General features: G+C 70.1%; 16 protein-coding genes. 8 read left to right on the top strand and 8 right to left on the bottom strand.

The annotated features are described in order from the left end of the window. Window positions 1–445 precede the first annotated feature (445 nt). Entirely contained in the window at window positions 446–826 is a 381-nt protein-coding gene (locus ACZ6R6_RS40065) for a VOC family protein (RefSeq protein WP_470102157.1), read from the top strand. Between the two features lie 81 nt (window positions 827–907). Here the strand turns inward: ACZ6R6_RS40065 and ovoA are convergent, their stop codons facing one another. Then, window positions 908–3,265: a 5-histidylcysteine sulfoxide synthase gene (gene ovoA, locus ACZ6R6_RS40060; RefSeq protein WP_470102156.1), complete on the bottom strand. Its 2,358-nt coding sequence runs from the start codon at window positions 3,263–3,265 to the stop codon at window positions 908–910. Window positions 3,266–3,950: 685 nt separating this feature from the next. Here ovoA and ACZ6R6_RS40055 point away from each other — a divergent pair. Both ACZ6R6_RS40055 and ACZ6R6_RS40050 read left to right on the top strand, forming a co-directional pair. Beyond that, on the top strand, window positions 3,951–5,726 hold the full coding sequence (locus ACZ6R6_RS40055) for a hypothetical protein (RefSeq protein WP_470102155.1): 1,776 nt from the start codon (window positions 3,951–3,953) through the stop codon (window positions 5,724–5,726). A 12-nt stretch (window positions 5,727–5,738) separates the two neighbouring features. Further along, a complete protein-coding gene (locus tag ACZ6R6_RS40050) occupies window positions 5,739–7,145 on the top strand; it encodes a pyridoxal phosphate-dependent decarboxylase family protein (protein WP_470102154.1) in 1,407 nt (468 codons plus the stop codon). Window positions 7,146–7,182: 37 nt separating this feature from the next. On the opposite strand, the gene ACZ6R6_RS40045 is transcribed toward ACZ6R6_RS40050, so the two are convergent. The 5 genes from ACZ6R6_RS40045 to ACZ6R6_RS40025 form a co-directional block, all read right to left on the bottom strand. Next, a complete protein-coding gene (locus ACZ6R6_RS40045; RefSeq protein ID WP_470102153.1) occupies window positions 7,183–8,646 on the bottom strand; it encodes an APC family permease in 1,464 nt (487 codons plus the stop codon). Window positions 8,647–8,760: 114 nt separating this feature from the next. Continuing rightward, window positions 8,761–10,125 carry an aminotransferase family protein gene (locus ACZ6R6_RS40040; protein WP_470102152.1) on the bottom strand — a complete coding sequence of 455 codons (1,365 nt, stop codon included), beginning with the start codon at window positions 10,123–10,125 and terminating at the stop codon, window positions 8,761–8,763. A 324-nt stretch (window positions 10,126–10,449) separates the two neighbouring features. After that, entirely contained in the window at window positions 10,450–11,697 is a 1,248-nt protein-coding gene (locus ACZ6R6_RS40035; protein WP_470102151.1) for a cytochrome P450, read from the bottom strand. Window positions 11,698–12,036: 339 nt separating this feature from the next. Further along, window positions 12,037–13,182 carry a hypothetical protein gene (locus ACZ6R6_RS40030; RefSeq protein ID WP_470102150.1) on the bottom strand — a complete coding sequence of 382 codons (1,146 nt, stop codon included), beginning with the start codon at window positions 13,180–13,182 and terminating at the stop codon, window positions 12,037–12,039. Between the two features lie 77 nt (window positions 13,183–13,259). Further along, complete coding sequence (locus tag ACZ6R6_RS40025; protein ID WP_470102149.1) at window positions 13,260–14,372, bottom strand: cytochrome P450; 1,113 nt, start codon at window positions 14,370–14,372, stop codon at window positions 13,260–13,262. A 352-nt stretch (window positions 14,373–14,724) separates the two neighbouring features. Here ACZ6R6_RS40025 and ACZ6R6_RS40020 point away from each other — a divergent pair, with 352 nt between their 5' ends. Beyond that, entirely contained in the window at window positions 14,725–16,905 is a 2,181-nt protein-coding gene (locus ACZ6R6_RS40020) for a molybdopterin oxidoreductase family protein (protein WP_470102148.1), read from the top strand. A 339-nt stretch (window positions 16,906–17,244) separates the two neighbouring features. On the opposite strand, the gene ACZ6R6_RS40015 is transcribed toward ACZ6R6_RS40020, so the two are convergent. Together ACZ6R6_RS40015 and ACZ6R6_RS40010 are read right to left on the bottom strand one after the other, a co-directional pair. Then, a complete protein-coding gene (locus ACZ6R6_RS40015) occupies window positions 17,245–18,609 on the bottom strand; it encodes a condensation domain-containing protein (RefSeq protein ID WP_470102147.1) in 1,365 nt (454 codons plus the stop codon). A gap of 6 nt (window positions 18,610–18,615) precedes the next feature. Then, window positions 18,616–19,305, bottom strand: a complete 690-nt coding sequence (locus ACZ6R6_RS40010) for an O-methyltransferase (RefSeq protein WP_470102146.1) — start codon at window positions 19,303–19,305, stop codon at window positions 18,616–18,618. A 330-nt stretch (window positions 19,306–19,635) separates the two neighbouring features. Here ACZ6R6_RS40010 and ACZ6R6_RS40005 point away from each other — a divergent pair, with 330 nt between their 5' ends. The 4 genes from ACZ6R6_RS40005 to ACZ6R6_RS39990 all read left to right on the top strand — a co-directional run bounded on the left by ACZ6R6_RS40005 (window position 19,636) and on the right by ACZ6R6_RS39990 (window position 24,308). Next, entirely contained in the window at window positions 19,636–20,364 is a 729-nt protein-coding gene (locus ACZ6R6_RS40005; RefSeq protein ID WP_470102145.1) for a DNA alkylation repair protein, read from the top strand. Window positions 20,365–20,959: 595 nt separating this feature from the next. Then, window positions 20,960–21,541: a TIGR03086 family metal-binding protein gene (locus ACZ6R6_RS40000; protein WP_470102144.1), complete on the top strand. Its 582-nt coding sequence runs from the start codon at window positions 20,960–20,962 to the stop codon at window positions 21,539–21,541. A gap of 357 nt (window positions 21,542–21,898) precedes the next feature. Beyond that, window positions 21,899–23,302 (top strand): nucleotide disphospho-sugar-binding domain-containing protein, encoded by a 1,404-nt coding sequence (locus ACZ6R6_RS39995; RefSeq protein WP_306876096.1) that lies wholly within the window; start codon window positions 21,899–21,901, stop codon window positions 23,300–23,302. Window positions 23,303–23,462: 160 nt separating this feature from the next. After that, complete coding sequence (locus ACZ6R6_RS39990; RefSeq protein ID WP_470102143.1) at window positions 23,463–24,308, top strand: alpha/beta fold hydrolase; 846 nt, start codon at window positions 23,463–23,465, stop codon at window positions 24,306–24,308. The last annotated feature ends 12 nt before the right edge of the window (window positions 24,309–24,320 follow it).

Here is a 24,320-nt window from a genome sequence, read left to right as displayed (position 1 = left end):
CGTTGACCGGCCGCGTCCTGCACGCCGATGACGTCGAAACCGTCAGAACCGCCTGCGGTCACCATCCGGCGGGACGGAAAGGGTCCGTCCCAACGGGCTGCTGTCGAGATCAAGCCCCTACCGTCAACGTGTCTACGCAGGCAGCATCACACCGCCCCGGCCGGCCGTGCATCTCCGAGGTTGCGGGCCGCCCGGGCGTTACGCGGGTGCGGGACGCGCCCGGGTGTGGCCGGAACGCGAACCCGGGGACGGGGGCAGGAGGTTCGTGATAGCTCTACGTGAGCTCGAGGGACGCGTGGGCCGTCCTCCGGAGGCGGCCGGGCGGGGGCCCTGTGCGGCCTCCGCGCGGAGGACGGCGGACGACTCAGGCGGGGGTGGGTCCTGGCGGCCGTGCCCGTCGGTCCTCGTGGCCTGGAAGATCGACCGTACGGAAGGATGACGCGCCATGAGATGGAAGCTCGAACTGGTGCCGGTTCCCGTCAAGGACGTGGACCTGGCCAAGAGCTTTTACACCGAGAAGGTCGGCTTCGACCTCGACCACGACAGCTGGATGAGCGACGATCTGCGTGTGGTCCAGATGACCCCGCCCGGATCGGCCTGCTCGATCGCCATCGGCGTCGGAATCGTGGACACGCCGCCGGGTTCGCTCCAGGGCCTGCATCTGGTCGTCTCCGACATCGAGGCGGCCCGGGCCGAGCTGCTGGAGCGGGGTGTGGAGGTCACCGAGGTCAAGCGGCTGTCCCCGAGGGACGGCGGCGCCTTCGTGCATTTCAGCGACCCGGACGGCAACGGCTGGGCGGTGCAGGAGATCCGCGGTCACGGCTGACGGCGGATCTCCTGTCGCTCCGCGTGGAGGCGGAGGCGGGCCCGCCGGATCAGGGGCGGGATCCGGCGGGCCCCTCGGTGGTCAGCGCTTGCGCCACAGCGAGACGTCGGCGCTGAGGTATTCGTAGTGACGCCGGTGGTCGCGCAGCATGCCCGGCTCGTCGGACTCCGCGACGAGGTCGAAGGCCTCACCCAGGATCCGCCTGATCTCGTATTCGCTGGTCGGCGACTGGGATCGTGCGCCGAGCCACTTGTCCGGCGCGGTGTAGGCGGGCTGCCACGACCACGGGCTGGCCACCAGCAGCAGCCCGCCCGAGCGCAGGACCCGGTCGGAGTCGGTGAACTGCCGCAGGCACGCCCGGGGGTCGGCGACGCGGTCGAGAAGGTTGGACAGGAGCACGGCGTCGAAGCCGCCCAGCGTCTCCGGCAGCGCGCAGCAGTCGGCGATGACGAAGTCGACGTCGGCGCCGTCGGCCGGCCGCGGCGCGCGTGCGTGCAGGCGGGTGCGGACCTCGCCCTGGTCGAGCCTTTCGTAGGGCACCGCCTCGCCGCGTGCCAGTTTGCGGGCGGTCTCGATGAAGGTGGAGCTGAGGTCGGCGCCCACGACGCTGGTGACGGTGCTCTCGGCAAGGGTGAAGCTCGCACCGCCGACGGCGCATCCGGCGTCCAGGACCCGGTGGAGGCTGACGCCGATCCGCTCGGCCTCGCGTGTGAGCATTCTCGCCAGACGCTGCGGATAGGCGTGCGCGACGGCGAGGGGGTGGTCGGGGCGGCCGAAGGTCTCCTGGACGCTGGCGAAGTGCATCAGGAGATAGCGGTTGAGCATCTCCTGGGTGTTGTAGGTGTCGGGGGCCCCGGTGCTCGTGGCCGGGTCCGGGGAGGCGATCAGCCGGATCCCGGACTGCTGCATGAAGTGCGGGCGGAAGTGGAAACGCGCCCAGATGCTCGCCTCGTCGCCGGTGCTGACGAACGAGCCTCCGAGGATCATCTGGTGCAGGCCGTCGAAGCAGGGGGTGCTGAAGTCCTCGTAGTAGGGGTGGACGGCGAAGTCGTCCAGCGGGTTGAAGGTGTCCTCGCACCACGTCCAGAGGTTTCCGGCGGAGTCGTGCACACCGTGCGCGGTCGCGGGCGAGTGATCGACGGGGGTCTCCGACCCCCAGGCGAGGTTGAGGTTGACGCCCTGCGCGCGCAGGTGCGCACCGCTGAAGCGCATGACCGGGTCGTCGTCGACGGCCGGCTCGTCCGGCAGCGCGCGCATGCAGCGGAACTCCGCCTCGGTCGGCAGCCGGTAGGCGCGGCCGTCCCGCTCGGCGCGCCAGGCGCAGTAGGCCTTCGCCTCGTGGTAGTTGACGCAGACCGGCCAGTCCCAGGGCATGTCGACGACTTCGAAGGTCGTGCGCAGGCGGTAGCGGTGCAGTCCGCTCGGCCCGTCGGGCACCCAGAACTGGGGCCACTTGGCGTTGCGGAAGGCGCGCCAGCCCCAGCCCTCCTCCGACCACAGCTCCGGCCGGCGGTAGCCGCCGTCGGCGACGAAGCGGTGGTATTCGCCGTTGCTGACCAGGTAGCGGGAGGCCTCGAAGTCGGCGACGTCCAGCTCCCGCGTCCCGTACTCGTTGTCCCAGCCGAAGGAGGGGAAGGACCAGGGCTTGCCCAGGCGGACCCGCCCGCCGGGGACGGCCACCGTGCGGTTGTCCGGGACCGACTCCGGGGTCGGGCCGCCGGCGTCGCCGACGCGCCGCATCGGGGCGGGGGCCGGCCAGGCGGAGGGGTGCTGCACCAGTTTGAGGGGCAGCTCCCGGATCAGCATGGAGCTGGTCTCCAGGTGGATGCGGTCGTGCTCGAAAGTGAGGAAGATCGCCCACGCCTGGTCGTCCATCGTCACCGGGCGGCCCAGGTCCGGGGCGAACGGCGTCGACTCGATGATCCCCCGGACGATCCGGTAGACCTCGGCCCGGTAGCTGTGGACCTCACCGACAGAGGGCCAGAGCATGTCGTTCTTGGACAGGTCGTCCCAGGACATCTCGTCGACGCCGGTCTCCAGGACATGCTCGAGGTAGGCGTTGACCGGACCGTTCAGGAGGCCGCTGACCCGCAGCTTGTTGATGTACAGCGCGGCCGGGTGACCGTAGTAGAAGATCATGGGGTGCCGCAGGTTGTGCGCCGGAGGACGGTAGAAGGCCTCTGACGTCTGCAGTCCCGCGAACAGGATCTCCTGAAGCGCCCAAGAGTTGTCGAAGTAGTCGAGCACCGCGTCACGGCCGCACACCGACAGGTCCGGCAGCGGCAGCGAAGTGATCCGGCCGGTCTCCTGCATGCCCGGGCACTCCCCGGGGAGGGGGCGTTTGCCGGTGAACCACCACGCGCCCCGGGGGCCGGTCAATCGCTCGTCCGAATGCGCCGCTACATTCTTTTTCCACTCCTCCGCCACGGTGACAGTCATTGTTGCTCACCTCTTCCTCACAGTTGAGAACGTAAGTTCCCCGTAGGATTTCAAGGTCCGGCGCGCCTGGCTTCTCCGATATTGCTGACTTCGATCACAGGTAATAAATTTTATGACGTCCGCGGACGGCATTCCCGTGTGCGGCACGCGGGCGCTCCTGCCGGCGGCCGTGGCGGCGGGCGCGCCGGGCCGGCCGGCTCCACCGCCCGTGGCGCCGCCCTGACCGGGGGGTCGGCGTGGACCGCGGCGTACGGGCCTGGCCGGCCCGGCGCTTTCGGCCGTCGGGACCGGCCTCATGAATCTCCGTCCCGGAACGGCATCCGGCCCTTTGCCGGAGCGCAGGACCGGTGCCGGGCCTCCCCCGTCAAAGACGCCTGCCGGTGTGCCTGCGCCCTCTTTTCTCTACGCACTCCTGCTCCGGTATTCGACACGGCGTCGCGGCCGCCCGGATGCGGCGGCGTGGCAGGAAGCTGCAATCACGGGCAGCTTCCTGCAACCGAGATTCCTGGTTTGCGTGCCGCGGGACGCGCAGAGTTGGTTCTGGAGGAAAAGTCGGCGGACCAAGGAAAGAGAAGGGCATGAAGAGGTCGATTACTGAATCGGTTCAATTCAATCGTACCGGCGATGGCCGGTCGAGACTCTTTTTCTGTGGCGTCGACAAATGAATACCGGGGAGGAGCGCGAAATGAATCAGCCCGACATGGATTATGTCCCGTTCAACCAGAGCGACCATACGGACGATCTGAGGGGCGTACGCGATCCGGATTTCCTGGCGCTGGGTCTGGGCTGCACGAACATGATGGCCATGCTGTGGACGGTGGCCATGGGCCGCCGTGCCGTCGGCGTCGACATGCGCGGCGACCCCTCGCTCGGGGTGCACTGGAACATCCGTGAGGAGCTGTACCACCATCTGGGCATCATCGACCAGATGATGCTGGAGCGCTACGGCGAGGAGCGGGTGCCGCATCGCGGTGACGGCAGTGTCTTCCGCCTCGCCGAGTGCTTGTACCGGCCGGACTGGCCCGCGGGCCCCATCGCGACGGACGAGCTGTTCCTGGGCTTCTCCACCGCGCGCATCGCCGGCCTCATCCACCACACCGAGTTCATCGACGACCGCTGGAAGGACGGCGCGCCCCACCGGGTGATCACTGTGCTGGACGCGGCCGAGCCGCCCGTCGAGCCGGACCCGCGGCGGACCGGCACCGACATGGTCGAGGTGCTGGACAGCCCGTCCATGTTCCAGACCGGAGCCCTGCAGCTGCTGATCCTGCTGCGGCGCTATCTGGAGGAGATCGAGCGGCTGGACCTGGAGGCCGGGGTGGAGTCCCCGCGGGTCCGCCTTTTCACCCACCACCGGGTCGCGCTCGGCGACGACGGCTTCACCGAGCTCCCCGACGGCCGCAAGAGGGTGCGCATCGAAGCGCTCCGGGAGCTGGACTACCGGGGGAGGTTCCACCGGGTGCGGATACCCGGCAGCGACCTGATCGATCTGGGCGTGCCCGAGTTGTTCATGGTCGCCCAGGGCTTCGACAGCGACGACGCCGATCGGCTGGGGTTCAGGCAGGAGGATGTGAAGGTCGACCACGACGACGGCCAGGGGCCGGTGGTGGCCCAGGCGGACTATCTGGCCGGCCTGCTGGGGGTGCTGGTGGACGGCCGTCTCCGGCGGCGCATCGCCTCCGAATTCGACGAGGATGGTCGCGAGTTCTGGGTCCGGCAGATCGCGGTCGGTCACGAGGGGGATCCCGCGATCGGCTGGGTGCTGGTCCAGGTCCCGGACTTCAAGGTCTTCGACCCCATCGTGGCCGGCCTGGTGCCGCCCGGCACCGACCGGGAGTCGCTGGAATACTACGCCGCCTACCGTCACATGCTCCGTGACTACTACCTGGAGCAGGCCGCGCACATCCTGGAGATGCCGAAGGAGCATCTGCAGAAGGTCGCGACGTCCTACGGGCCGAAGATGTTCAGCCTGGTCGAACGGGTCGGGGCGGACCCGCTGGTGGCCGCCAACGGCGTGATCGCCGGCGACTCGTTCGGCAACGGGAACTTCATGACCAGCGGCGGCGCCATCACCGGCATGGTGGGACACGCCCACCGGCTGCTGGCCTACTGGAAGGACAGGCAGGCCCAGGTCGGCCAGGACGTCGCGATAAGGCGGCTCGCCGACGGGATCAAGGAGGACACCCACGGGTGGCTGCAGGTCAGCGCCACGGAGTTCAGCCAGGCCCTTCCGGTCAACTTCGGCGCCGAGCGGATCCAGCAGATCGCCCAGGCCAGCGGCAGGGACGTCACGGCACGTGCCGCCAGCATCGAGGCCACCCGCAGGCAGCGTCACGGCCTGGCCCCGCTGGACCACTCCGACTGGAGACGGCCGGTGATCCACGCCGGCCGCATGCACGCCTTCACCCTGCCGCCGCTGCAGCCGACGCATCCGGCGTCGCCCGCGCGCCTTCACAGTTAGGAGTAAGCGCTCATGTCACTGTTCCCCCTGGAGCCGAGCGGGGACGAGCTGGCGGCGATGATGACTTCGGCGACCTCGTTCGTGTCCGATTTCGTCGGTTCGCTGAACGAGGCCCCTGCCGCCGACCTCGATGTCTCCGACCGCATGCGGGCCGATCTGCTCGCACCGCCCGGCGATCACGCCGGTGACTTCGACGGGCTGCTGGAGACCTTCCGGCACGCCGCCTCGAAGGCGGTGGAGACCGCGGGCCCCGGCTGTTTCGCCTACTTTCCCGGCGGTGGCCTTTTCGCGTCGGCGGTGGCCGAGCTCCTCGCCTCCACCGTGAACCGCTACACGGGCTCGGGTGCCATGGCGCCCGCGCTGGTGGCCATGGAGCACGGTGTGATCCGGTGGCTCTGCGGGGTGTTCGGGCTCCCGCAGACGGCCGGCGGGCTGCTCACGAGCGGCGCGTCCGGCGGCACCCTGTCGGCGCTGCTGGCCGCGCGCCAGGAGCTGCTCGGCGGGCCACCGGGCACCGGGACCGTCTATGTCACCGAGCACACCCACCACAGCGTCGCGAAGGCCGCGCGGATCGCCGGGTTCGCACCGGATCAGCTGCGCACCGTGCCGGTCACCGCCGACCACCGGATGGACCCCGGTGCGGTCGAGGAACTGGTCGCCGCCGACCGTGCGGCCGGCAGGAGGCCGTTCCTGCTGGTCGGCACCGCCGGCACGACGAACACCGGCACGATCGACCCGCTCGCCGACCTCGCCGACGTCGCCGGGCGGCAGGGCCTGTGGTTCCACGTCGACGCCGCCTACGGCGGGGCCTTCCAGCTGACCAGCCGGGGCCGGGCGAAGCTGTCGGGCATCGAGCGGGCCGACTCGATCACCCTCGATCCGCACAAGTCGCTGTTCCTGCCCTACGGCACGGGCGTCCTGCTGACGCGCGACGTGCGCACGCTGGCGGCCGCGCAGGGCGCCGACGCCGCCTACCTGCAGGATCTGCAGCTGGATTCCCGGCTGCCCAACTACGCCGACCTCGGCACGGAGCTGAGCCGTCCCTTCCGCGGTCTGCGGTTGTGGCTGCCGCTGCATCTGTACGGGGTCGGCGCCTTCCGCGCCACGCTCGACGAGAAGCTGGACCTGGCCCAGGTGGTCCACCGCGAACTGCTGGACATGCCGCTGCTGGAGACGCCGGCTCCGGACCTGACGGTCCTCACCTTCCGCGCCCCCGGCGGCGACGCGGTGAACCGCCGGTTGCTGGAGACCATTCACGCCAGCCGCCGGGTGGCCCTGACCAGCACCCAGATCCAGGACCGGTTCACGTTGCGGCTGTGCGTGCTCAACCACCGCACCCACCGTGCGCACGTCGACGAGGCGATGAAGATCGTTCGTGACGCGAGCTGGTCGGTCGTGGACAGGAAGATAGCGGTGTAGGGCGGGGTGAGCACGTACGGCGTGGCGTGTCCGCCGGTCAGGGCCGGGATGCGGCCCCCTGGCCGGCCTGGTCGCGGCGCTGGACGCCGGCCAGGGCGGCGTAGCGCTCGGGCCGCGCGGCCCGCATCCAGAGCGCGTAGCCGATACCGGCCACACCGGCGGCCAGGATCAGCCAGGGCAGCGAGGTCACCACGACCGCGGTGGTGCCGGTCATCAGGGCGAAGTTGTCCAGCAGCAGCACACCGGCGACCGCCAGCCCGGCGAACCCGAGCAGCGGCGCCAGCCCGGTGCGCCACCAGTGGCGGTCGGGGCGGCCTCGGAAGAATCCGATGACCGACAGCGTGGCCAGTGCCTGCAGCACGACGACGCCGAGCGTACCGATCCCGATCATGCTGGTGGACAGGTTCACGTACGGGTCGAGCCCGACGAGGGCGAAGGCCGCCACCAGCACGACGGTGAGCGTGGTCTGCACGAGGCTGGCCCGGTGCGGCGATCTGTGCCGCGGGTGCACCGCCTGCAGCCAGTAGGGCAGCAGCCGCTCGCGGCCCAGGACGAACAGGTACCGGTTGGAGGCGTTGTGCATGGCCAGCATCGCGGCGAAGAGGCTGGTGCAGAGCAGGACCTGCATCGTCACGGTCGCCGCCTTGCTCAGGTAGTCGTCGCTCAGCCCGAAGAACAGGTTGCCCAGCTGGGCGGCCGCCACCTCCTGGACCCGGGACGGCCCGACGGCGCCGACCACCACCCAGCTGGTGAGCGCGTAGAACACCGCGATCACGGTCACCGCCGCGTAGGTCGCCAGCGGCACGCTGCGTCTGGGGTCGCTGGTCTCCTCGCCGTAGAGCGCCGTGGACTCGAAGCCGACGAAGGAACAGAAGGCGAACATCATCGACACGCCGATCCCGGCGCCGACCACCGTGCCGGGCGCGAACGAGGCGGCCGGCAGCGCGGCCGTTCCCTCGCGCAGCAGGATGGCGGCCACCAGCAGCACCAGGATCGCGATCTCGCCGATGATGAGCACCGACAGCACCCGGGCGCTGAGGTCGATCTGCCGGTAGCCGAGCACCGCCATCACGGCGACGGCCGCCGCGGCCCACAGCTCCCACGGCAGATCGACCCCGTGGGAGGCCGCCACCAGCTGGGCGAAGTAGGCGAACGCGCCGACGAGGCCGATCGTGATGGTGTTGTAGGCCATGACCGCGATCAGGCCGCTGCCGACGGCGGCCGGCCGGCCCAGCCCGCAGGAGATGTAGGTGTAGAAGCCCCCGGCGTTGACGATGTGCCGGCTCATCGCCGCGTACCCGACCGAGAAGCACAGCAGTGTGACGCCGGCGAAGGCGAACATGGCGGGCACGCCCGGGCCGTTGCCGATGGCGAAGGCCAGGGGCAGGGTCCCGACCAGGGCGGACAGCGGCGCCGCCGCCGCGATGACGAGGTAGACGATCTTCGTGGTGGTCAGCGTGCCGCGCAGCTGCCGCTCGGTTGGGGTCAGGGTCGTGGTCATGCGCGCTCCTCCGGCCCCGGGTGTCGCGGGCCGCTTACGGAAGCGTCCGGCAGGGAAGGTGATCTCCCTGCCGGACGCCGAGTGGATCCGGTTGTGACCGAGGGCCGTGGCCCGTCAGCCGTTCGCGGCCGTCTGGGTCAGCACGTCGACGATCGCGGCGCTCGCCCGCCGGACCTCGTCCTCGTTCATGGTCAGCGGCGGCGAGAGGATGATGTTGTGGGCGTAGGGCCGGGTGATGACGCCGTGCTTGGCACGGATCTGGGCGGTCAGCCCGAACACGTCGGGGAAGGCCATCGGTTCGCGCGTCTGACGGTCGGCGACCATCTCGATCGCGGCCGCGGCGCCCTCGACCCGGACGTCGCCGACGGTCGGCACGTCGGCCAGCGGGGCCAGCCCGGCCCGGAACCAGTCGCCGATCGACAGGGCGTTGGCCGGCAGGTTCTCCCGCTCCATGATGTCGAGGTTGGCCAGGGCCACCGCGCTGCCGACCGGGTGGCCGCTGAAGGTGTAGCCGTGGAAGAAGCCGTAGTCCTCGGTGATCGCGTCGCCGATGCCGTCGCGCAGCAGCACCGCGCCGAAGGAGAAGTAGCCGCTGGTGATGCCCTTGGCGGTGGTGATGATGTCGGGGTCCATGTCCCGCTGCGCGGAGTCGAACCAGGCGCCGGTGCGGCCAAAGGCGGTGATGACCTCGTCGGCGATGAGCAGGATGCCGTGCTTGTTGAGCACCTGGCGTACCCGGGGCCAGTAGTCCGCCGGCGGCGTCAGCACGCCGCCACCGCCCATGACGGGCTCGCCGATCATGGCGGCGACGTTGCCCGGGCCGAGCCGCTCGATGGTCTGCTCGAGCTCGTTGATCAGGAAGTCGGTCGGGTCCTGGTCACCGTACAGCTCGGCGGCGCGGTACAGGTAGGGCGGCGAGACCTTCTCCACGTGCGGCAGGTTGGGCCCGACGCTGAGATGCATCGGCTCGAAGCCGGTGAGGGTGCCGGAGCCGTAGTTGGCGCCGTGGTAGCCGTACAGCCGGGAGATGATCCAGGTGCGGTCCGGCTGGCCCCGCCGGGCGTGGTACAGCCGGGCCGCCTTGATCGCGGTCTCGACGCTCTCCGAGCCGCCGCTGGTGAAGAACACCTTGTTCAGGTCGGTGGGGGTGAGCCCGGCGAGGCGGACGGCCAGCTCGATGGCCTTGTCGTTGGTGAACTCCTGGTAGCTGGTGAAGTACTCCAGCTGCTCGATCTGCTTGGCCGCGGCCTCGGCGAGCTCACGCCGCCCGTGCCCGACGTGGGAGTGCCACAGTCCGCCGCCGGTCGCGTCGAGCAGTTCGTTGCCGTCGGCGTCCCAGACGGCGCAGCCCTTGCCGCGGACGATCACGAGGCGGTCGGAGATGGCGGCCGCCTGCAGTGGGTGGATGAGGTGGCGCCGGTCCAGGTCTTCCAGCTCGGTCGACGACGCTGACTGCGTCCGAATCGGGGTAATTGTCACGATTCTTCCAATCATGAGTGCCGATGTAGGAGGGTGCGCACTGGCTGGAAGCCGTCGTCGTTCATCTCGCGACGGGCACGTCCAACGAGAACGGAGGTGACCGATCTGCCTGGCCCCGGATGCCACCGCCTCCTGCTCGCAAGTTTAGGTATCGGCCCTTCGGCACTCTTCTCCTGAGATGCTCGGATTCCGAGTCCACAGGCCTTTCACCTGGTGTGCCGGGACGGACGCGGGGTGCATCCCCTCACGCGCGGTGAGCATGCGCCCCGCGGTGGCGGCCCGCCCGCGGACCACCCGGGCCCCGGGCCCGTGGTCCGCGGTCCGTTACCAGGTGACCGGGAGCGACAGCAGCCGCGGCACGGTCCCGTCGTCGTAGGAGGGGACCTCCTCGGCGGGCACCGCGAGCCGGAGCGTGGGGACCCGCTTGACCAGGGTGCGGAAGGCGATGTCCAGCTCCAGGCGGGCCAGGTTGTGGCCCATGCAGTGGTGGATGCCGTAGCTGAAGGCGAGGTGGTTGGTGGGCGGCCGGGTGATGTCCAGGACGTCGGGGTGGGAGGTCACGCTCGGGTCGATGTTGGCGCCCGCGAAGCTGACGAGGATGCCGTCGCCGGCCTTGATGACCTCTCCGGCGATCTCGATGTCCTCGGTCGCGACCCGCGCGAGCTGCTCCACCAGGGTGACGTAGCGCAGGATCTCCTCGACCGCGCCGGGGACCAGGTCCGGGTCGTCGGCCAGGGCGGCGTACTGCCCCGGGGTCGCCAGCAGGGCGAGGGTGCCCAGCGCGATGGTGCTGGTCGAGGTGACCGTGCCGGCGACCAGGATCGCGAACGCGAACTGGATCAGCTCATCGCGTGACAGGTCGCCCTTGCGGACGTGACCGGCGATCAGGTCGTCGAGCAGGCCGTTGCCCGGGTCGCTCTCCTTGGCCTGGATCAGGCGGGTGAGGTAGTCGGTCAACTCCTCCATGGCCTGGTCGGCCCGCTCCGGGTTGAACAGGTCCCGGGCCGGCCCCTCGAAGGACTCGCGGTCCTCGTAGGGGACGCCGAGGAAGGCGCAGACCACCATCATGGGCACCGGCGTGGCGAACGCCGTCATCAGGTCGGCCGAGGAGCCCTGCTGCAGCATCGCGTCCAGCCGCTCGTCGACGATGCGCTGGATCTCCGGCCGGTGCACCGCGACCCGCCGGGTGGTGAAGCTGGGGATCAGCATCTGCCGTTGCCTGGTGTGCTCGGGCGGGTCCACTCCGAACAGCGCCCCGGCGAAGCCGCCCTCCTCCTCCGTGGCCATCTCGCGGGTGGCCCGCATGTGCTTGTGCCGCTCGTCCAGCACCGGGTAGTTGGGGTAGTGGGCGAGGCTGGACATCCGCTTGTCGGCCAGCAGGGCGCGTGCCTCGACCGGTCCGGTCACCAGCCACGCGGTCCGGCCGTCGTACAGCCGCACCTTGGTCAGCGGCCCCGGCGCACGCAGCTGTGCGAAGCCCTGGGACGGCCGGTAGGGGCACTCCCGTGGCAGCGGGTAGGCCGGCAGGGCCGAGGAGTCGGTCTCCGGGAAGTTCACTAGTGGCAGGGCCATGGATGGTCACCTCTTGTCTGGGAAGGCGGCAGCTCAGCCCGGTCCATGGCCGTGGCCGCGGATCCGCGGCGGTTTGGTCGCGTCCTCGGACCCAGGTGCCTGCGGCTCGCGTCTCGGACACTCGTCGCGCGTTTGCGGCGCGGCGTCGTCATCAATCGTGATCGTGGCGGACGTTCCCGGCATCTTCTCCGATGCGCAGAGCGTGATCCGCTCCGCGGCGCCCGTCCCCGCGCCGGAGGGCGCGGGCACGGACTGTGGCGCGGGCGGTGGCACGCCGATGTCGCGGAGCGGGCCGGCCGGCCGCCGTGGACGGTGTGGCGGCTGGGCGCCGCACGCCCCCTACCGGCGCCGCGCGACCTCCTGGAAGCCGACGTGGGCGTAGTAGTCGGCGATGGCGTGGAAGGACTCCTTCGGCTCCCATCGGTAGGTGGAGGCCGGGTCGCTGAAGTCGTCGCGGATGGTCTTGACGATGGCCATGCTCGCGGTGTCCAGGTCGAGGCGGGGGTCGGTCGAGTGGGGGTGGGTCGGGTGGATGAACTCCGAGACCGCGACGCCCTCGACGCCCGCCTCCTCGAAGACGTCGAACATCTTCAGGTGGTAGGCGGCCTGGGCGCTCTCGTCGCGGACGTGGCCGTCGATGATCGTGGGCACGGGTCCGCTCCGGTCGGCGATGTCCCAGAAGAAGAAGGCCTTCTCCTCGGCGCCCTGGTAGGTCGCGGTCCCGAACTCGGAGATGAGGATCGGCTTGTCCCAGCGGCGGTAGCGGGCCACCTCGGCGAGGTGCTGCTCGCGGGTGAGGTGAGTCGGCAGGTACTGGTACATGAGGCCGACGAAGTCGAACAGCCCCCAGTCGACGTCCTCGAAGTACGCCGCGGAGTAGCTGATCCTGTCGTTGAAGATCCCGCGGGCCACCGCGGCGGCCTTCCCCAGAAACTCGTTGAGCCGGGGTGTCGCGGCCGTCAGGTCGACGGTCGCGGTCGGGGTGAGCAGGTGGTGCTCGGCGTCGGCGTACAGGTTCGCCATCCGCTCGTGATACTGGTCGCCGGGGATGATGCCCGGGGTGAACAGCAGGTGCACGGCGCCGACGGTCAGGTTGATCGCGGCGCCCTGGCTCCGCAGCGACTCGGCGATCCGCGCGGCCTCGGCGAGGTGGTCCAGGACCTCCTGCTGCGGCCGGTCCACCAGGCGGGGCTGGAGCCACACGTGGAGGTCGTGCTCCACCGCGGCGGTGGCGGTCTCGGTCAGCCGGTCCAGGTCGCTGCCGTAGACGGTGATCGAGTTGCAGTTGAGCTGGTCGCTGATCAGGCTCAGCTCCGACAGCATGTCGGGCGTGCTCCACGCGGTCCGGGACAGCGCCCCCTGACCGGTCGCGAAGTTCGTACCGGTGTCATAGGCGACACCACGGTAGGCGATGCCCTGCCGCGGCACCTCCGTCTCGGCAATGGTGTCTTCCGCACGAGCATGGTCGGTGCGTGGGTGTGGCATGCTGCTCCCTTTCTTCGCTACGGCGGCCGCCGTGCCCGGCGGTCCCGGGTCGCGTCCGCGGACCGCGCCGGCGGTCGCTACCAGACCACCGGGAACTCGAAGAGCCGCTGCAGGGTCCCGTCGTTGTTGTTGCTGCGCAGTTGGTCGAGGGGTACGGCCGGCCGTAGGTTGGGCATCCGCTCGACCAGCGTCCGGAAGGAGATCTCCAGCTCCAGGCGGGCCAGGTTGTCGCCGGGGCAGCGGTGGATACCGTGGCTGAAGGAGAAGCTGGGGCGGGGCGGCCGCCGGATCTCGAAGGTGTCGGGGTCGGCGGCCGAGGCCGGATCGAAGTTGACCCCGGCGCAGCTGATGAGAATGCCCTCGCCCGCCTTGATCGATCCCCCGTCGAGGTCGATGTCCTCCACCGCGACCCGGGCGAACGCCTCGACCAGGGAGACGTAGCGCAGGATCTCCTCCACCGCGCCGGGGATCAGACTGTGGTCGGCGCGCAGCGCCTCCCACTGCTCGGGGTTGTCCAGCAGTGCCAGCGTGCCCAGTGAGATCACGTTGGTGGTGGTGTCGGTGCCGGCGACCAGCATGGCCATGGCGATGTGGACCAGCTCCGAGCGGGTGATCGTCCCCTTGTGCAGCTGGTTGACGATCAGGTCGTCGATCAGCCCGGTCAGGCCGGCGCCCGGGTTGTTCTCCTTCTTCTGGATCAGCCGGTCGAGGTAGTCGCCCAGCTCCGCGGTCGCCTCCTCGGCCAGTTCCGGCACGAACAGCTTCCTGGCCGGCGTCTCGAACTCCTCGTTGTCGTCGTAGGGGACGCCGAGCAGCAGGCTCATGACCATCGACGGCACCGGCTGGGCGAACTGGCTGACCAGGTCCGCCGGGGCCCCCTGGCTCATCATCTCGTCCAGCTTCTCGTCCACGATGCGCTGGATGTCGGGCCGCAGCTGCGCGCTGCGCCGCAACGAGAAACGCGGCATGATCATCTGCCGCTGCTTGGTGTGCTCGGGCGGGTCCACCCCGAACAGGACGTCGGCGTAGCCGCTGTCGACGACCTTCTCGAACTCCTCGTTGAGCAGGGGATAGTTCCCGTGGTAAGGGCGGATCGACACCCTGCGGTAGTCGGAGAGCACGGCGCGCGCCTGCGCCGCGCCGGTCACCAGCCAGGCGGTGCGACCGTTGTAGAGCCGCACCTTGGTCATCGGGCCTTCTTCACGGAGCTCGACGTGTTCCGTCGCCGGCCGGTACGGGCACTCCGACGGACGCGGAATCGGGAACGCCGGCAGATCAGCGGAGTGCGGCGGTGTGATGGTCATGGACGCCCCTTACTCAGGAATGGGAGGCCGCTGATGCGGATCAGCACGGCGCCGTTCGTCGGAACCGGGGGTGCTTCCTGCAGAGGTATCGTCGTACCGGCCGTTCCCCGCCCGCATCTTCTCGATTGCGACCCGTCGGCGGGATGGTGCCGGGATCGGGCGGACCACCGCATTTTCGAAGATCCGCGGGGCGGGGCCCGACGTCATGATGGGGCGAGGCCGACCGTCAGGAGTAGCGATGAGAACCGCGCACCGGACCTGCCCGATCTGTGACGCCGTCTGCGGCCTGCGACTCACCCTCGACGACGCGGGGCACGTGACGTCGGTGAAGGGCGACCCGGACGATCCCTTCTCCAAGGGATACATCTGTCCCAAGGGCGCCAGTCTCGGCCAGCTGGACGAAGACCCCGACCGCCTGCGCGTGCCGATGATCCGCGAGGGCGACAACTGGCGGGAGGCCACCTGGGAGGAGGCGTTCCGGCTGGTCGACCAGGGCCTGACCAGGGTGATCGAGACCTACGGCCGCGACGCGCTCGCCGTCTACTTCGGCAACCCGACCTATCACACGATGGCCGGCTTCATGTACCGGCAGCCGCTGACGCAGGCGCTCAACAGCCGCAACACCTATTCGGCGAGCACCATCGACCAGATACCCAAGCACATCTCGACGGGCTTCATGTTCGGTGACCCGTTCGCCATCGCGGTGCCCGACGTGGACCGCACCGACTACCTGCTGATCATCGGGGCCAACCCGCTGGAGTCGCACGGCTCGCTGTGCGCGGCGCCCGACTTCCATACCCGGCTCAAGGGGCTGCGCGAGCGTGGCGGCAAGGTCGTGGTCGTCGATCCGCGCCGCACCCGCACGGCGGCCTTCGCCGACGAGCACCTGCCGGTACGGCCGGGCACCGACGTGTTCCTGCTGTTCGGGATCGTCAACACGCTCCTCAGCGAGGATCTCGCCACCGTCGGCCTTGAGGTGAACGGCCTGGAGGAGCTGCGGGAACTGGCCGCGGAGTTCACCCCGGAGGCCGTGGAGCGGGTGTGCGGAGTGCCGGCCGGGCACGTCGTGCGGCTGGCCCGTGAGCTGGCGGCGGCGCCGACGGCGGCCGTCTACACCCGCATCGGCACCTCGACCGCCGAGTTTGGCACGCTGGCGCAGTGGCTGGTCGACGTGGTCAACATCCTGACCGGCAATTTCGACCGGCCCGGTGGCGTGATGTTCACCAGGACGGCGGCGCTGGAGATCTTCCGCACCGGCCAGCCGTTCGACACCGGGCGCTGGCACAGCCGGGTCCGCGGGCTGCCGGAGGCTCTCGGGGAGTTCCCCGTCGCCACTCTGGCCGACGAGATCGAGACTCCCGGGCAGGGGCAGGTCAGGGGGCTGGTGTCGATCGCCGGCAACCTCGTGCTGTCGGCGCCGAACGGCCCGAAGCTGGACCGGGTGCTGCCCGGCCTGGACTTCATGGTCTGCGTCGACCCCTACCTGAACGAGACGACCAAGCACGCTGACGTCATCCTGCCGCCGCCGCGGATCATGCAGATGCCGCACTACGACTTCCTGCTGCTGATCGTCACGGTGCGCAACTACACGAGGTTCTCCCCGCAGGTCCTGCCGCTGGGACCGGGACAGCTCTCGGAGGCGGAGATCCTGGCGCGGCTGACGCTCATCGTCTCCGGCCAGGGCGCGGACGCCGATCCGGCCGCGCTCGACGACATGATCCTCCAGCAGATACTGACCGGGGCCGTCGAGGCGCCCGGTTCCCCGTTCGCCGGCCAGGACGTGGCGCGGCTGCGCGCGGAGCTGGAGGGCGACAGCGGGCCCGAGCTGATGCTGGACGCGATGCTCAAGCTCGGCCCCTACGGTCTGTCGCTGGCCAAACTGCGTGACAATCCCAACGGCATCGATCTCGGGCCGCTGGAGCCGAGGCTGAAGGAACTGCTGAACACCCCGTCCGGCCGGGTGGAACTCGCCGCGCCGAAGCTGGTGGGCGACCTCCAGCGGCTGCGCGAGCGGTTCTCCGGGCCGCAGCCGGAGATCCTGCTGATCGGGCGGCGCCAGCTGCGCTCGAACAACAGCTGGCTGCACAACACCCCGGCGCTCGTCGGCGGCAGCAACCGCTGCACGCTGCACGTCAACCCGGCCGACGTGGCCAGGCTCGGCCTCGGTGAGCAGGCCCTGGTGCGCTCGGCCGCCGGTGAGGTCGTGGTCCCGGTCGAGCCGACCGACAAGATCATGCCGGGTGTGGTGAGCCTGCCCCACGGCTGGGGGCACCAGGGCAGCACCCAGCGGGTCGCGGCCGGTCACGCCGGCGTCAACGCCAACGCGCTGACCGATGAGTCGGTCATCGACGTCCTGTCCGGCAACGCGGTGTTCAACGGAGTCCCCGTGAGCGTCAGCCCCGTCGGCTCCGGCCGGTGACCGGTCGCCCGGGCGGGGCGTGAGCCTCCCTCTGCGGACATGCCGCCGGCGGCGGCGTCCGGAGGGGGAGGCTCGCCGTGCTGCGGCTGGGGGGTGCGCGGCCGCCGTTGTCGAAATCCGGCCGGTGCCGCGCTCCAGGCGCCGGGCCGGTTCACGGGTGGAGTCGTGGGTGCGGACCGTGCCGAGCCGGGGCGAGGTGGCGGCGGTCGGCTCCGCGGGTGAGCCGGCACGGCGGGGCGGCATGGTGCCTGGACCCGGAGCGGGGTAGGCCGACCGGCCTACCCCGCGGGGGAAGAGAAGCGATGAGGAGCGACGGGCGCGGCGGAGACGGTCAGCCGTTCACCGCCCCGGCCCGGTGACGGTCTCCCGCAGCACCCGCCGGAAGTCGGACACCATCGCGGTGACCGTGCTCTCGTCGAACAGGTTGGTGGTGAACCCGATCTTGCCGACGATGTCCCCCTCGGGCTGCAGCTCCAGCGTCCACAGCGCGCCGTCGGGCAGCTGCGAGCCCACCGGCGCCGACAGCACCCGCCGGCGCATCGCGGTGAAGCGCAGGTCGCCGACCTGCGCGCCGCCCATCATGAACGGGGACTGGACGACCTGGAACACGCACGCGGCCGAGTTCGGCTCCATGACCGACGCCATCAGGTCGGGGGCCTCCTCGATCAGCTGGAGGAAGGGGATCTCGTGGGTGTAGGTCGCGATGCACGTGGCGCGCACCTTGGCGATCACCTCGCGGAAGCTCGTGCATCCGGAGATGTCGGTCCGCAGCGGCAGGAGGTTGTAGAAGGAGCCGACGGTGTCCTGGACCCAGGAGGGGTGGCGTCCGGGCGTGAAGGTCGGCACGACGAGGTCCGTCTGGCCGGTCTGCTCGCGCAGGTAGGTCAGGTAGGCGGCAAGCAGCACCATGAAGGGCGAGCTGCGGGTCTCGCCGGCCAGTGCCGCGGCCGAGGACCTGAACTCCTCCTCCAGCAGGAAGCGGTGCCAGCCGGTGACGAACGGGCCCTCCTCCCGGGGGCGGTCAGTGGGGATGGGCACCACCTGTGCGCCGCGCAGGTTCTCCCGCCAGAACTCGCGCGCCGCGACGATCGCGGGCGCGGCTGTGTTGGCGTGCTGCCAGGCCACGTACTCCCGGTGCTGGCGGACCTCGGGTAGGTCGGGTGCCCGGTGCTCACGCCGTGCGGCGTAGCAGGCGGCGAGGTCACGCATGACGATCTGGGCCGACCAGCCGTCGACCGCGGTGTGGTGGGCCATGAAGACGAACACCGCGTCGCGGCGGTCGAACCGGCCCAGCACTCCCCGCATGAGCGGCATCTCGTCGGCGCCGAACTCGCCGGCCTCGATCTCGTTGAGGAACTGCTCGGCGACCGCGTCCCGGTCTCCCCGATCCCGATCGGCGAGGTCGTGGATCAGCAGGTCCGGCCAGGCCGGGGGGAATATCCGCTGGTAGGGCTCGCCGTCGTCGAGGACGACCGAGGTGCGCAGCGCCTCGTGCCGCGCCACCACGTCGTACAGGGCGCCCCGCAGGCTGTCGAGGTCGAGCTCACCGGTGATGCGCCAGCCGCCGACGATGGTGTAGCGGGGGCCATAGGGCCCCGCGCCGTCGCCGTGGTCCATCATGCGCAGGAACTCCTGCTGGAAGGAGAGCGGGATCCGGTCCTCGCCTCCGGCAGGCGGGGACGCCAGCGGCAGTGTGTCGGTCATCGGAGCTCATTTCTTCCGGGCGACGGTGAGACCGTCGGCGATGGGCAGCATCACCGTGTCGAACCGGTCGTCGCCGGCGAGCGCGGCGTTGAAGACGCGCAGCGTCTCGGCGCACTTGCGCTGTAGCGTCGAGTCGGCGAGCTCGGGGTCCAGGACGTATCCGTCGAGCAGCACGTTGTCGGCCACCAGCAGGCCGCCGGTGCGCAGCAGCGGGACGGCCAGCTCGTAGTAGTTGGGGTAGTTCATCTTGTCGGCGTCGATGAAGACGATGTCGGCCGCGGTGTCGGCGGGCAGCTCGCGCAGCGTCCGGCCGGCGGGACCGAGCCGGAAGTCGATGCGATCGGCCACGCCCGCGTGCTCCCAGTGCTCCCGCGCGATGTCCACCCACTTGTCGGTTACGTCGCAGGTGATCACGCGCCCGCCGGGGGCCAGGCCGAGGGCGAGCGCCAGTGCCGACAGTCCCGTGAACGTCCCCACGTCGACGATGGTCGTCGCCGACTGAAGTTTGGCCAGTATGGTCAGCAGCGCGACCTGCTCGACCGGCACCATCATGCCCGCCGCGTCACCGACCCCCGCGGTGCGTTCGGCCAGCATCCTCACCGCGGGGTCGGGCGGACTGCAGGACCTGACCAGATAGTTGCGCATGGCCTGGTTGACCGGCACGTGCTTGACCTCGGCGAACCCCGGGCTGCTCATGTCCCTCCCTGTGTTGACACGGGTCGCTCGGGCGGAGGCGACGCCACGCCCGGCCACACCGGAGCGCGACCATCGTCGCCCGTGATCACAGCCCGCTGCATCCTCTGGAATGCGCTGCGGCCGACCGGCGCGGACCGCCTGGCGGCGCTTGACAGCCCGCGCGGCGGCGGATTATGAACCTAGGAGGTCATCGACGCATGAGCCCCGGCCGGCTCGACGCCGCGTCCGCGGGATCCGCCCGCGGCTGGGCCGCTCTTCGATACGTTGGTCGCGCAGAGCGGAAGACGGAAACCCTATTCATGTGTGTCTGCGGGCAAAGGGGTGTGCGATATGCCGGAGAACGTCAGCGCGGAGCGATTCATCGAAAGGCTGGAGGCCTACATCCCGTCGGACGAGGCCGACAAGATTCATCGCTATTTCAAATCCGGCGCCGGTGAGTACGGCGACGGAGACGTTTTCGTCGGTGTGCGGATGAGGGACGTCTTCGGGCTTGCCAAGGAGTTCATCGAGATGCCGCCCGGCGAGATCGAAAAACTGCTGGAGAGCCCGATACACGAGGTGCGGGTCGGTGGGCTGAGCGTCATGGACAAGCAGGCCCGCCTCAAAAGGACGCCCGCAAGCCGCAGGAAGGAGCTCTACGACCTCTACATGCGGCGCCACGACAGGATCAACAACTGGGACCTGGTCGATCTCGGCAGCCCGCACGCGGTCGGCGGCTATCTGTCCGACAAGCCGCGCGACATCCTGTACAAGCTGGCGCGCTCGAAAGACATGTGGGAACGCCGCACCGCCATCGTGAGCACCCTTTACTTCGTGCGGCAGGGCGAGGTGGACGACACCTTCAAAATCGCCGAGATACTGCTCGACGACGACCAGGACCTGATCCACAAGGCTTTCGGAGGGCTGCTGCGCGAGGCCGGCAAGAAAGACCACCAGAAGCTGCTGGACTTCCTGGACAAGCACGCCGCCACCATGCCGCGTACGGCTCTGCGCTACGCGATCGAACGTCTTGACAAAGAAGAGCGGAGTCACTATCTCGGCCTGAAGAAGGCGAAATAGGGCGGCGGGTCCGCTCAGGGATGCCCGCCCCGGCCGCGGCCTCTGCGACGGGGCCGGGTCCGCCGTCCGCGCCGATCAGAGCATTCTGGAAGATGCGCCCGGGGTGGGCGGACGTGAGGCTGATGTCATGGGTGAGTTCGAAGGCGGGAGCGTGCCGATGACCGGAGGGGACGGCGGCCCGGCCACGGTGTGCAGGAGGGGCGGTCCGGCCCGGCGGCCGGGTCCCGGCCGCGCCCGCGGATCCCTCGCGCGCCCACGACCCCGGACCGGTCCGTTGGCCCTGTGATGCCCAGACGCGCGTGTCGGTGCTCTGTCCCGTGTCGAGCCGGGCGGCGCCGCGGCCGGCACGACCGCCACGACCGGCACGACCGGCAGGACGCGCCTGACCGCCTCCGACGGGGACATGATGGGGGCGTCGCGGCGACACGGGCCCACGCGTGGCCGTCACCGGATCGCGCGATGACGTGGCGCAGCCCTGCCGCAGGCCACCCCGTAGGACCCCGAAGAACGCCGAACCCACGCTTGTCCGTCCGGCGCGCAGGCAGTGACCGGGAAGAACCGGCGAAGAAGCCGTAACAAGAGAAGGCAGCCATCTATGACCCAGACCGACAGCCCCCTCGACCTGCTGTCCCGGGCGCTCGACCAGACCGGCGCCCTCATCGCCCAGATCCGGCCCGGACAGGAGACGCTGCCGACCCCGTGCCGGTCGTGGGACGTGCGGGCGCTGGTCAACCACGTGGTGGACGAGATGCACCAGTTCGCCAAGGTGACCGCGGGTGGCGAGCGCAGGCATCTCGGCGTGGACGTCATCGGTGAGGACTGGTCCGGCGCCTACCGCGAGGCGGCGCAGGCGCTGCTGGCGGCCTGGCGGCAGTCGGGCGCCCTGGAGCAGACGCAGCGGCTGTCCATAGGCGAGGTCGACGCCGGATGGGCGGTCGGCCAGCACATCACGGAGCTGTCGGTGCACGCCTGGGACATCGCCAAGGCGACCGGCCAGCCGACCGACCTCGACCCCGAGCTGGGACAGCTGGCGCTGGACTGGGCCGGGAACAACCTCAAGCCGGAGTTCCGCGGGGACGAGGCGGACGGATACCAGATCGGTCCCGAGGTGAAGGTGAGCGAGGACGCGCCGCTGTACGACCGGCTCGCCGCGATAGGCGGGCGCGACCCGAACTGACGGCGGCGCGGGGCGCCGGCCTGTGCGGGTGGTGCCCGCACAGGCCGGCGCCCCGCGGCCGTCATACCTCGGCCGTACCCGTCCCGGCGAGCACGGGTACGGCCGCTGCGCCGGCTCCACCGTCGAATACGGCAATTCAGGAGATGTCTCGCGGCGCGCGGACACGGACTATGGAGCAGCGAAGATCTACACGCGCTCGGGCGAGCGGGTGGTGAACCAGAAGGGAGCAGCCGCGCGCTGCTGGACACCGCGCCGGCCGCCACCGGTGAACGGCTCGTCGGCTTCTCTCATGGGCCGCTATCGCAGCGTCGGATCTATTGCCGAACCGCAGGCAAGGCACTTTCCAAGGGAGACCTTATGCGAGTCCTGTTCACCGTCTATCCGTCGCACGCCCACCTGTGGCCGGCCGTGCCGGTCGCGTGGGCACTGCAGAGCGCCGGACACGAGGTGCGTGTCGCCTCTCACGCCAGGTTCACCGACTCGATCAGGGCCACGGGCCTGACGGCGGTGGCGCTGGGCGACCCGTCGGTCGACGAGGCGCGGATGCGGCCGGACGCGCGGCCTCCGGCGCAGCCCGAGGAGGTGCTCCGTTACGCCGACGCCCTGGGACTCGACGACGAGGGGCGCGAGCACTGGATCGCTTACTACCAGTGGCTGCTCAACCCCATCTCGGACTACGTCAGGATCGACCTCCCGTACGCGGCGGAACTGATCGACTTCGCCAAGGCGTGGCAGCCGGACCTGCTGATATGTGACCCGACCTTCGCGTGCGGGCCGGTGGCGGCGCGTGTCTCCGGTGCCGCCTACGCCCGCATGCTCCTGGGTGCGGACTACCTCGGGTGGAGCATGGACCGGCTCGCCGAGCGCAGGGACGAGGTCAGGGCCGCCGGCCTGTCGGAGAACCCGCAGGCCGATCTGGTCAGGCCGCTCGCCGAGAAGTACGGCATCGAGGTCGACGACGAGCTGCTGTACGGACAGTGGTCGATCGACCCGATGCCGCCGGGGATGACCCTGCCGACCAGCGCGGTCAAGGTGCCGATGCGGTACGTGCCGTTCAACGGCGCCGAGGTCCTGCCCGAATGGCTCTACGAGCGGCCGCAGCGGCCGCGGGTGGCCCTGTCGCTGGGTGAGTCGACCCGCAGGTTCATCAAGGGTGACTGGGGCCGCACGCCGAAGATCATCGAGGCGGTGGCCGACCTGGACATCGAGCTGGTCGCCACCCTGAACAGCCTGCAGATGGAGGGGATCGAGCACATCCCCGACAACGTGCGGACGATCGACTGGGTGACCCTGACCCACCTGCTGCCCACCTGCTCGGCGATCATCCACCACGGCGGCATAGGAACCTACGCCGCCTCGGCCGCGCTGAAGGTCCCGCAGATCGTCTGCGACACCGGTGAGACCCTCATGATGCGCTCGGTCCAGGTGGACCCGCGCACCATGGAGGACGGGACCTACCGCATCGGCTTCGAGTTCGGCATCAACGAGGCGGTCGTCGAGACCGTCACCACCTGGGAGCTGCCGGCCAAGAAGCTCGAGGCGACGCCCACGTCGAACTACGTGATCAGCCGGGGCGCCGGCACCCGGCTCGACCACACCACGCAGTCGGTCGAGGAGATCCGAGAGATGATCCAGAAAGTGGTGACCGACCCCTCCTACCAGGCCGGCGCTCAGGCCGTCTTCGATGACTGGCTGTCCATGCCGAGCCCGTCCGGCGTCGTCCCTGTGCTGGAGAGACTGACCGCCGAGCACCGCCGCTGAACGCCCCCCTCAGCCGAGCGGTGCACCCCCCGAGCTCCTGGCAGTCGTACGGCTGCCAGGAGCTCGGCGTCCGTCCCGGTCGGCTCGCAGGGCGTGGACCCCTGACGGGGGCGGACACGCGCGGTGATCTGCTCCCGCTGACCGGCAACCTGGAGGCCCGATGCGCACGCCAACGATCGACATGCTCCCCCTGCCGGGTGCGAGCCTCTACTACGAGGTGCGCGGCACCGGCCCCGTGCTGCTGCTGATCCCCAGCGGGAACGGCGACGCCGCCCCGCTCGGGCCGATGGCGGACGCGCTCGCCGACCGCTACACGGTCATCACATACGACCGGCGCGGTTTCTCCCGCAGCCCGCTCGACGGACCGGTGGAGGGCGGGCGGCGGCTGGAGGCTGACGTCGACGACATCCACCGCCTGCTCGGCCACCTGGCCCAGACGCCCGCGCACGTGTTCGGCAGCAGCTCCGGGGCCATCATCGCGCTGGCCCTGCTGGAGCGGCATCCCGACCAGGTCCGGACGCTGATCTCACACGAGCCGCCGCTGGCGTCCATACTGCCCGACTCCGACCGGTGGCTCGGGTTCTACGCCGACCTGTACGACACCTATCAGAGTTCCGGCATCGAGGCGGCCAGGGAGGTCTTCAGGACCCGCATGGGCATGACCAGCCCGACGCGGCCGCCGAAGGACGCTGAGCTGCCCCCGCAGCAGCTGGCCGAGATGCTCTCCCGGCTCCGCCGCAACCAGGTGTTCTGGTTCGAGCACGAGATCCTGACCTATCCGGCTTTCGTCCCCGACCTGGCGGCGCTGGAGTCGGTGTCGGACCGGCTGGTCCTGGCCGGCGGGAGCGCGTCGCGTGAGCACTTCCCCTACCGTCCCAACACGGTGCTGGCCGAACGGTTCGGCATCGGGATCGTGGATTTTCCCGGGGGCCATGTCGGCTATGTGACGCATCCGATCGAGTTCGCCGAGCTGCTCGCCCGCGTGCTCGGCACCAGGAACGGCTGAGGCCGCCGGCGC

This window comes from Streptosporangium sp. NPDC048886, from assembly GCF_055586905.1.
Note: the sequence above shows the minus strand (reverse complement) of the source record. Positions and strands in the feature narration are given on the sequence as shown.

Coding starts and splice junctions, on each gene's coding strand:
- ACZ6R6_RS39995 (WP_306876096.1), top strand. CDS start 21,899: ATGCGAGTCCTGTTCACCGTCTATCCGTCGCACGCCCACCTGTGGCCG.
- ACZ6R6_RS40050 (WP_470102154.1), top strand. CDS start 5,739: ATGTCACTGTTCCCCCTGGAGCCGAGCGGGGACGAGCTGGCGGCGATG.
- ACZ6R6_RS40065 (WP_470102157.1), top strand. CDS start 446: ATGAGATGGAAGCTCGAACTGGTGCCGGTTCCCGTCAAGGACGTGGAC.
- ovoA (WP_470102156.1), bottom strand. CDS start 3,265: ATGACTGTCACCGTGGCGGAGGAGTGGAAAAAGAATGTAGCGGCGCAT.
- ACZ6R6_RS40030 (WP_470102150.1), bottom strand. CDS start 13,182: ATGCCACACCCACGCACCGACCATGCTCGTGCGGAAGACACCATTGCC.
- ACZ6R6_RS40035 (WP_470102151.1), bottom strand. CDS start 11,697: ATGGCCCTGCCACTAGTGAACTTCCCGGAGACCGACTCCTCGGCCCTG.
- ACZ6R6_RS40010 (WP_470102146.1), bottom strand. CDS start 19,305: ATGAGCAGCCCGGGGTTCGCCGAGGTCAAGCACGTGCCGGTCAACCAG.
- ACZ6R6_RS40000 (WP_470102144.1), top strand. CDS start 20,960: ATGACCCAGACCGACAGCCCCCTCGACCTGCTGTCCCGGGCGCTCGAC.
- ACZ6R6_RS40025 (WP_470102149.1), bottom strand. CDS start 14,372: ATGACCAAGGTGCGGCTCTACAACGGTCGCACCGCCTGGCTGGTGACC.
- ACZ6R6_RS40015 (WP_470102147.1), bottom strand. CDS start 18,609: ATGACCGACACACTGCCGCTGGCGTCCCCGCCTGCCGGAGGCGAGGAC.
- ACZ6R6_RS39990 (WP_470102143.1), top strand. CDS start 23,463: ATGCGCACGCCAACGATCGACATGCTCCCCCTGCCGGGTGCGAGCCTC.
- ACZ6R6_RS40055 (WP_470102155.1), top strand. CDS start 3,951: ATGAATCAGCCCGACATGGATTATGTCCCGTTCAACCAGAGCGACCAT.
- ACZ6R6_RS40005 (WP_470102145.1), top strand. CDS start 19,636: ATGCCGGAGAACGTCAGCGCGGAGCGATTCATCGAAAGGCTGGAGGCC.
- ACZ6R6_RS40020 (WP_470102148.1), top strand. CDS start 14,725: ATGAGAACCGCGCACCGGACCTGCCCGATCTGTGACGCCGTCTGCGGC.
- ACZ6R6_RS40045 (WP_470102153.1), bottom strand. CDS start 8,646: ATGACCACGACCCTGACCCCAACCGAGCGGCAGCTGCGCGGCACGCTG.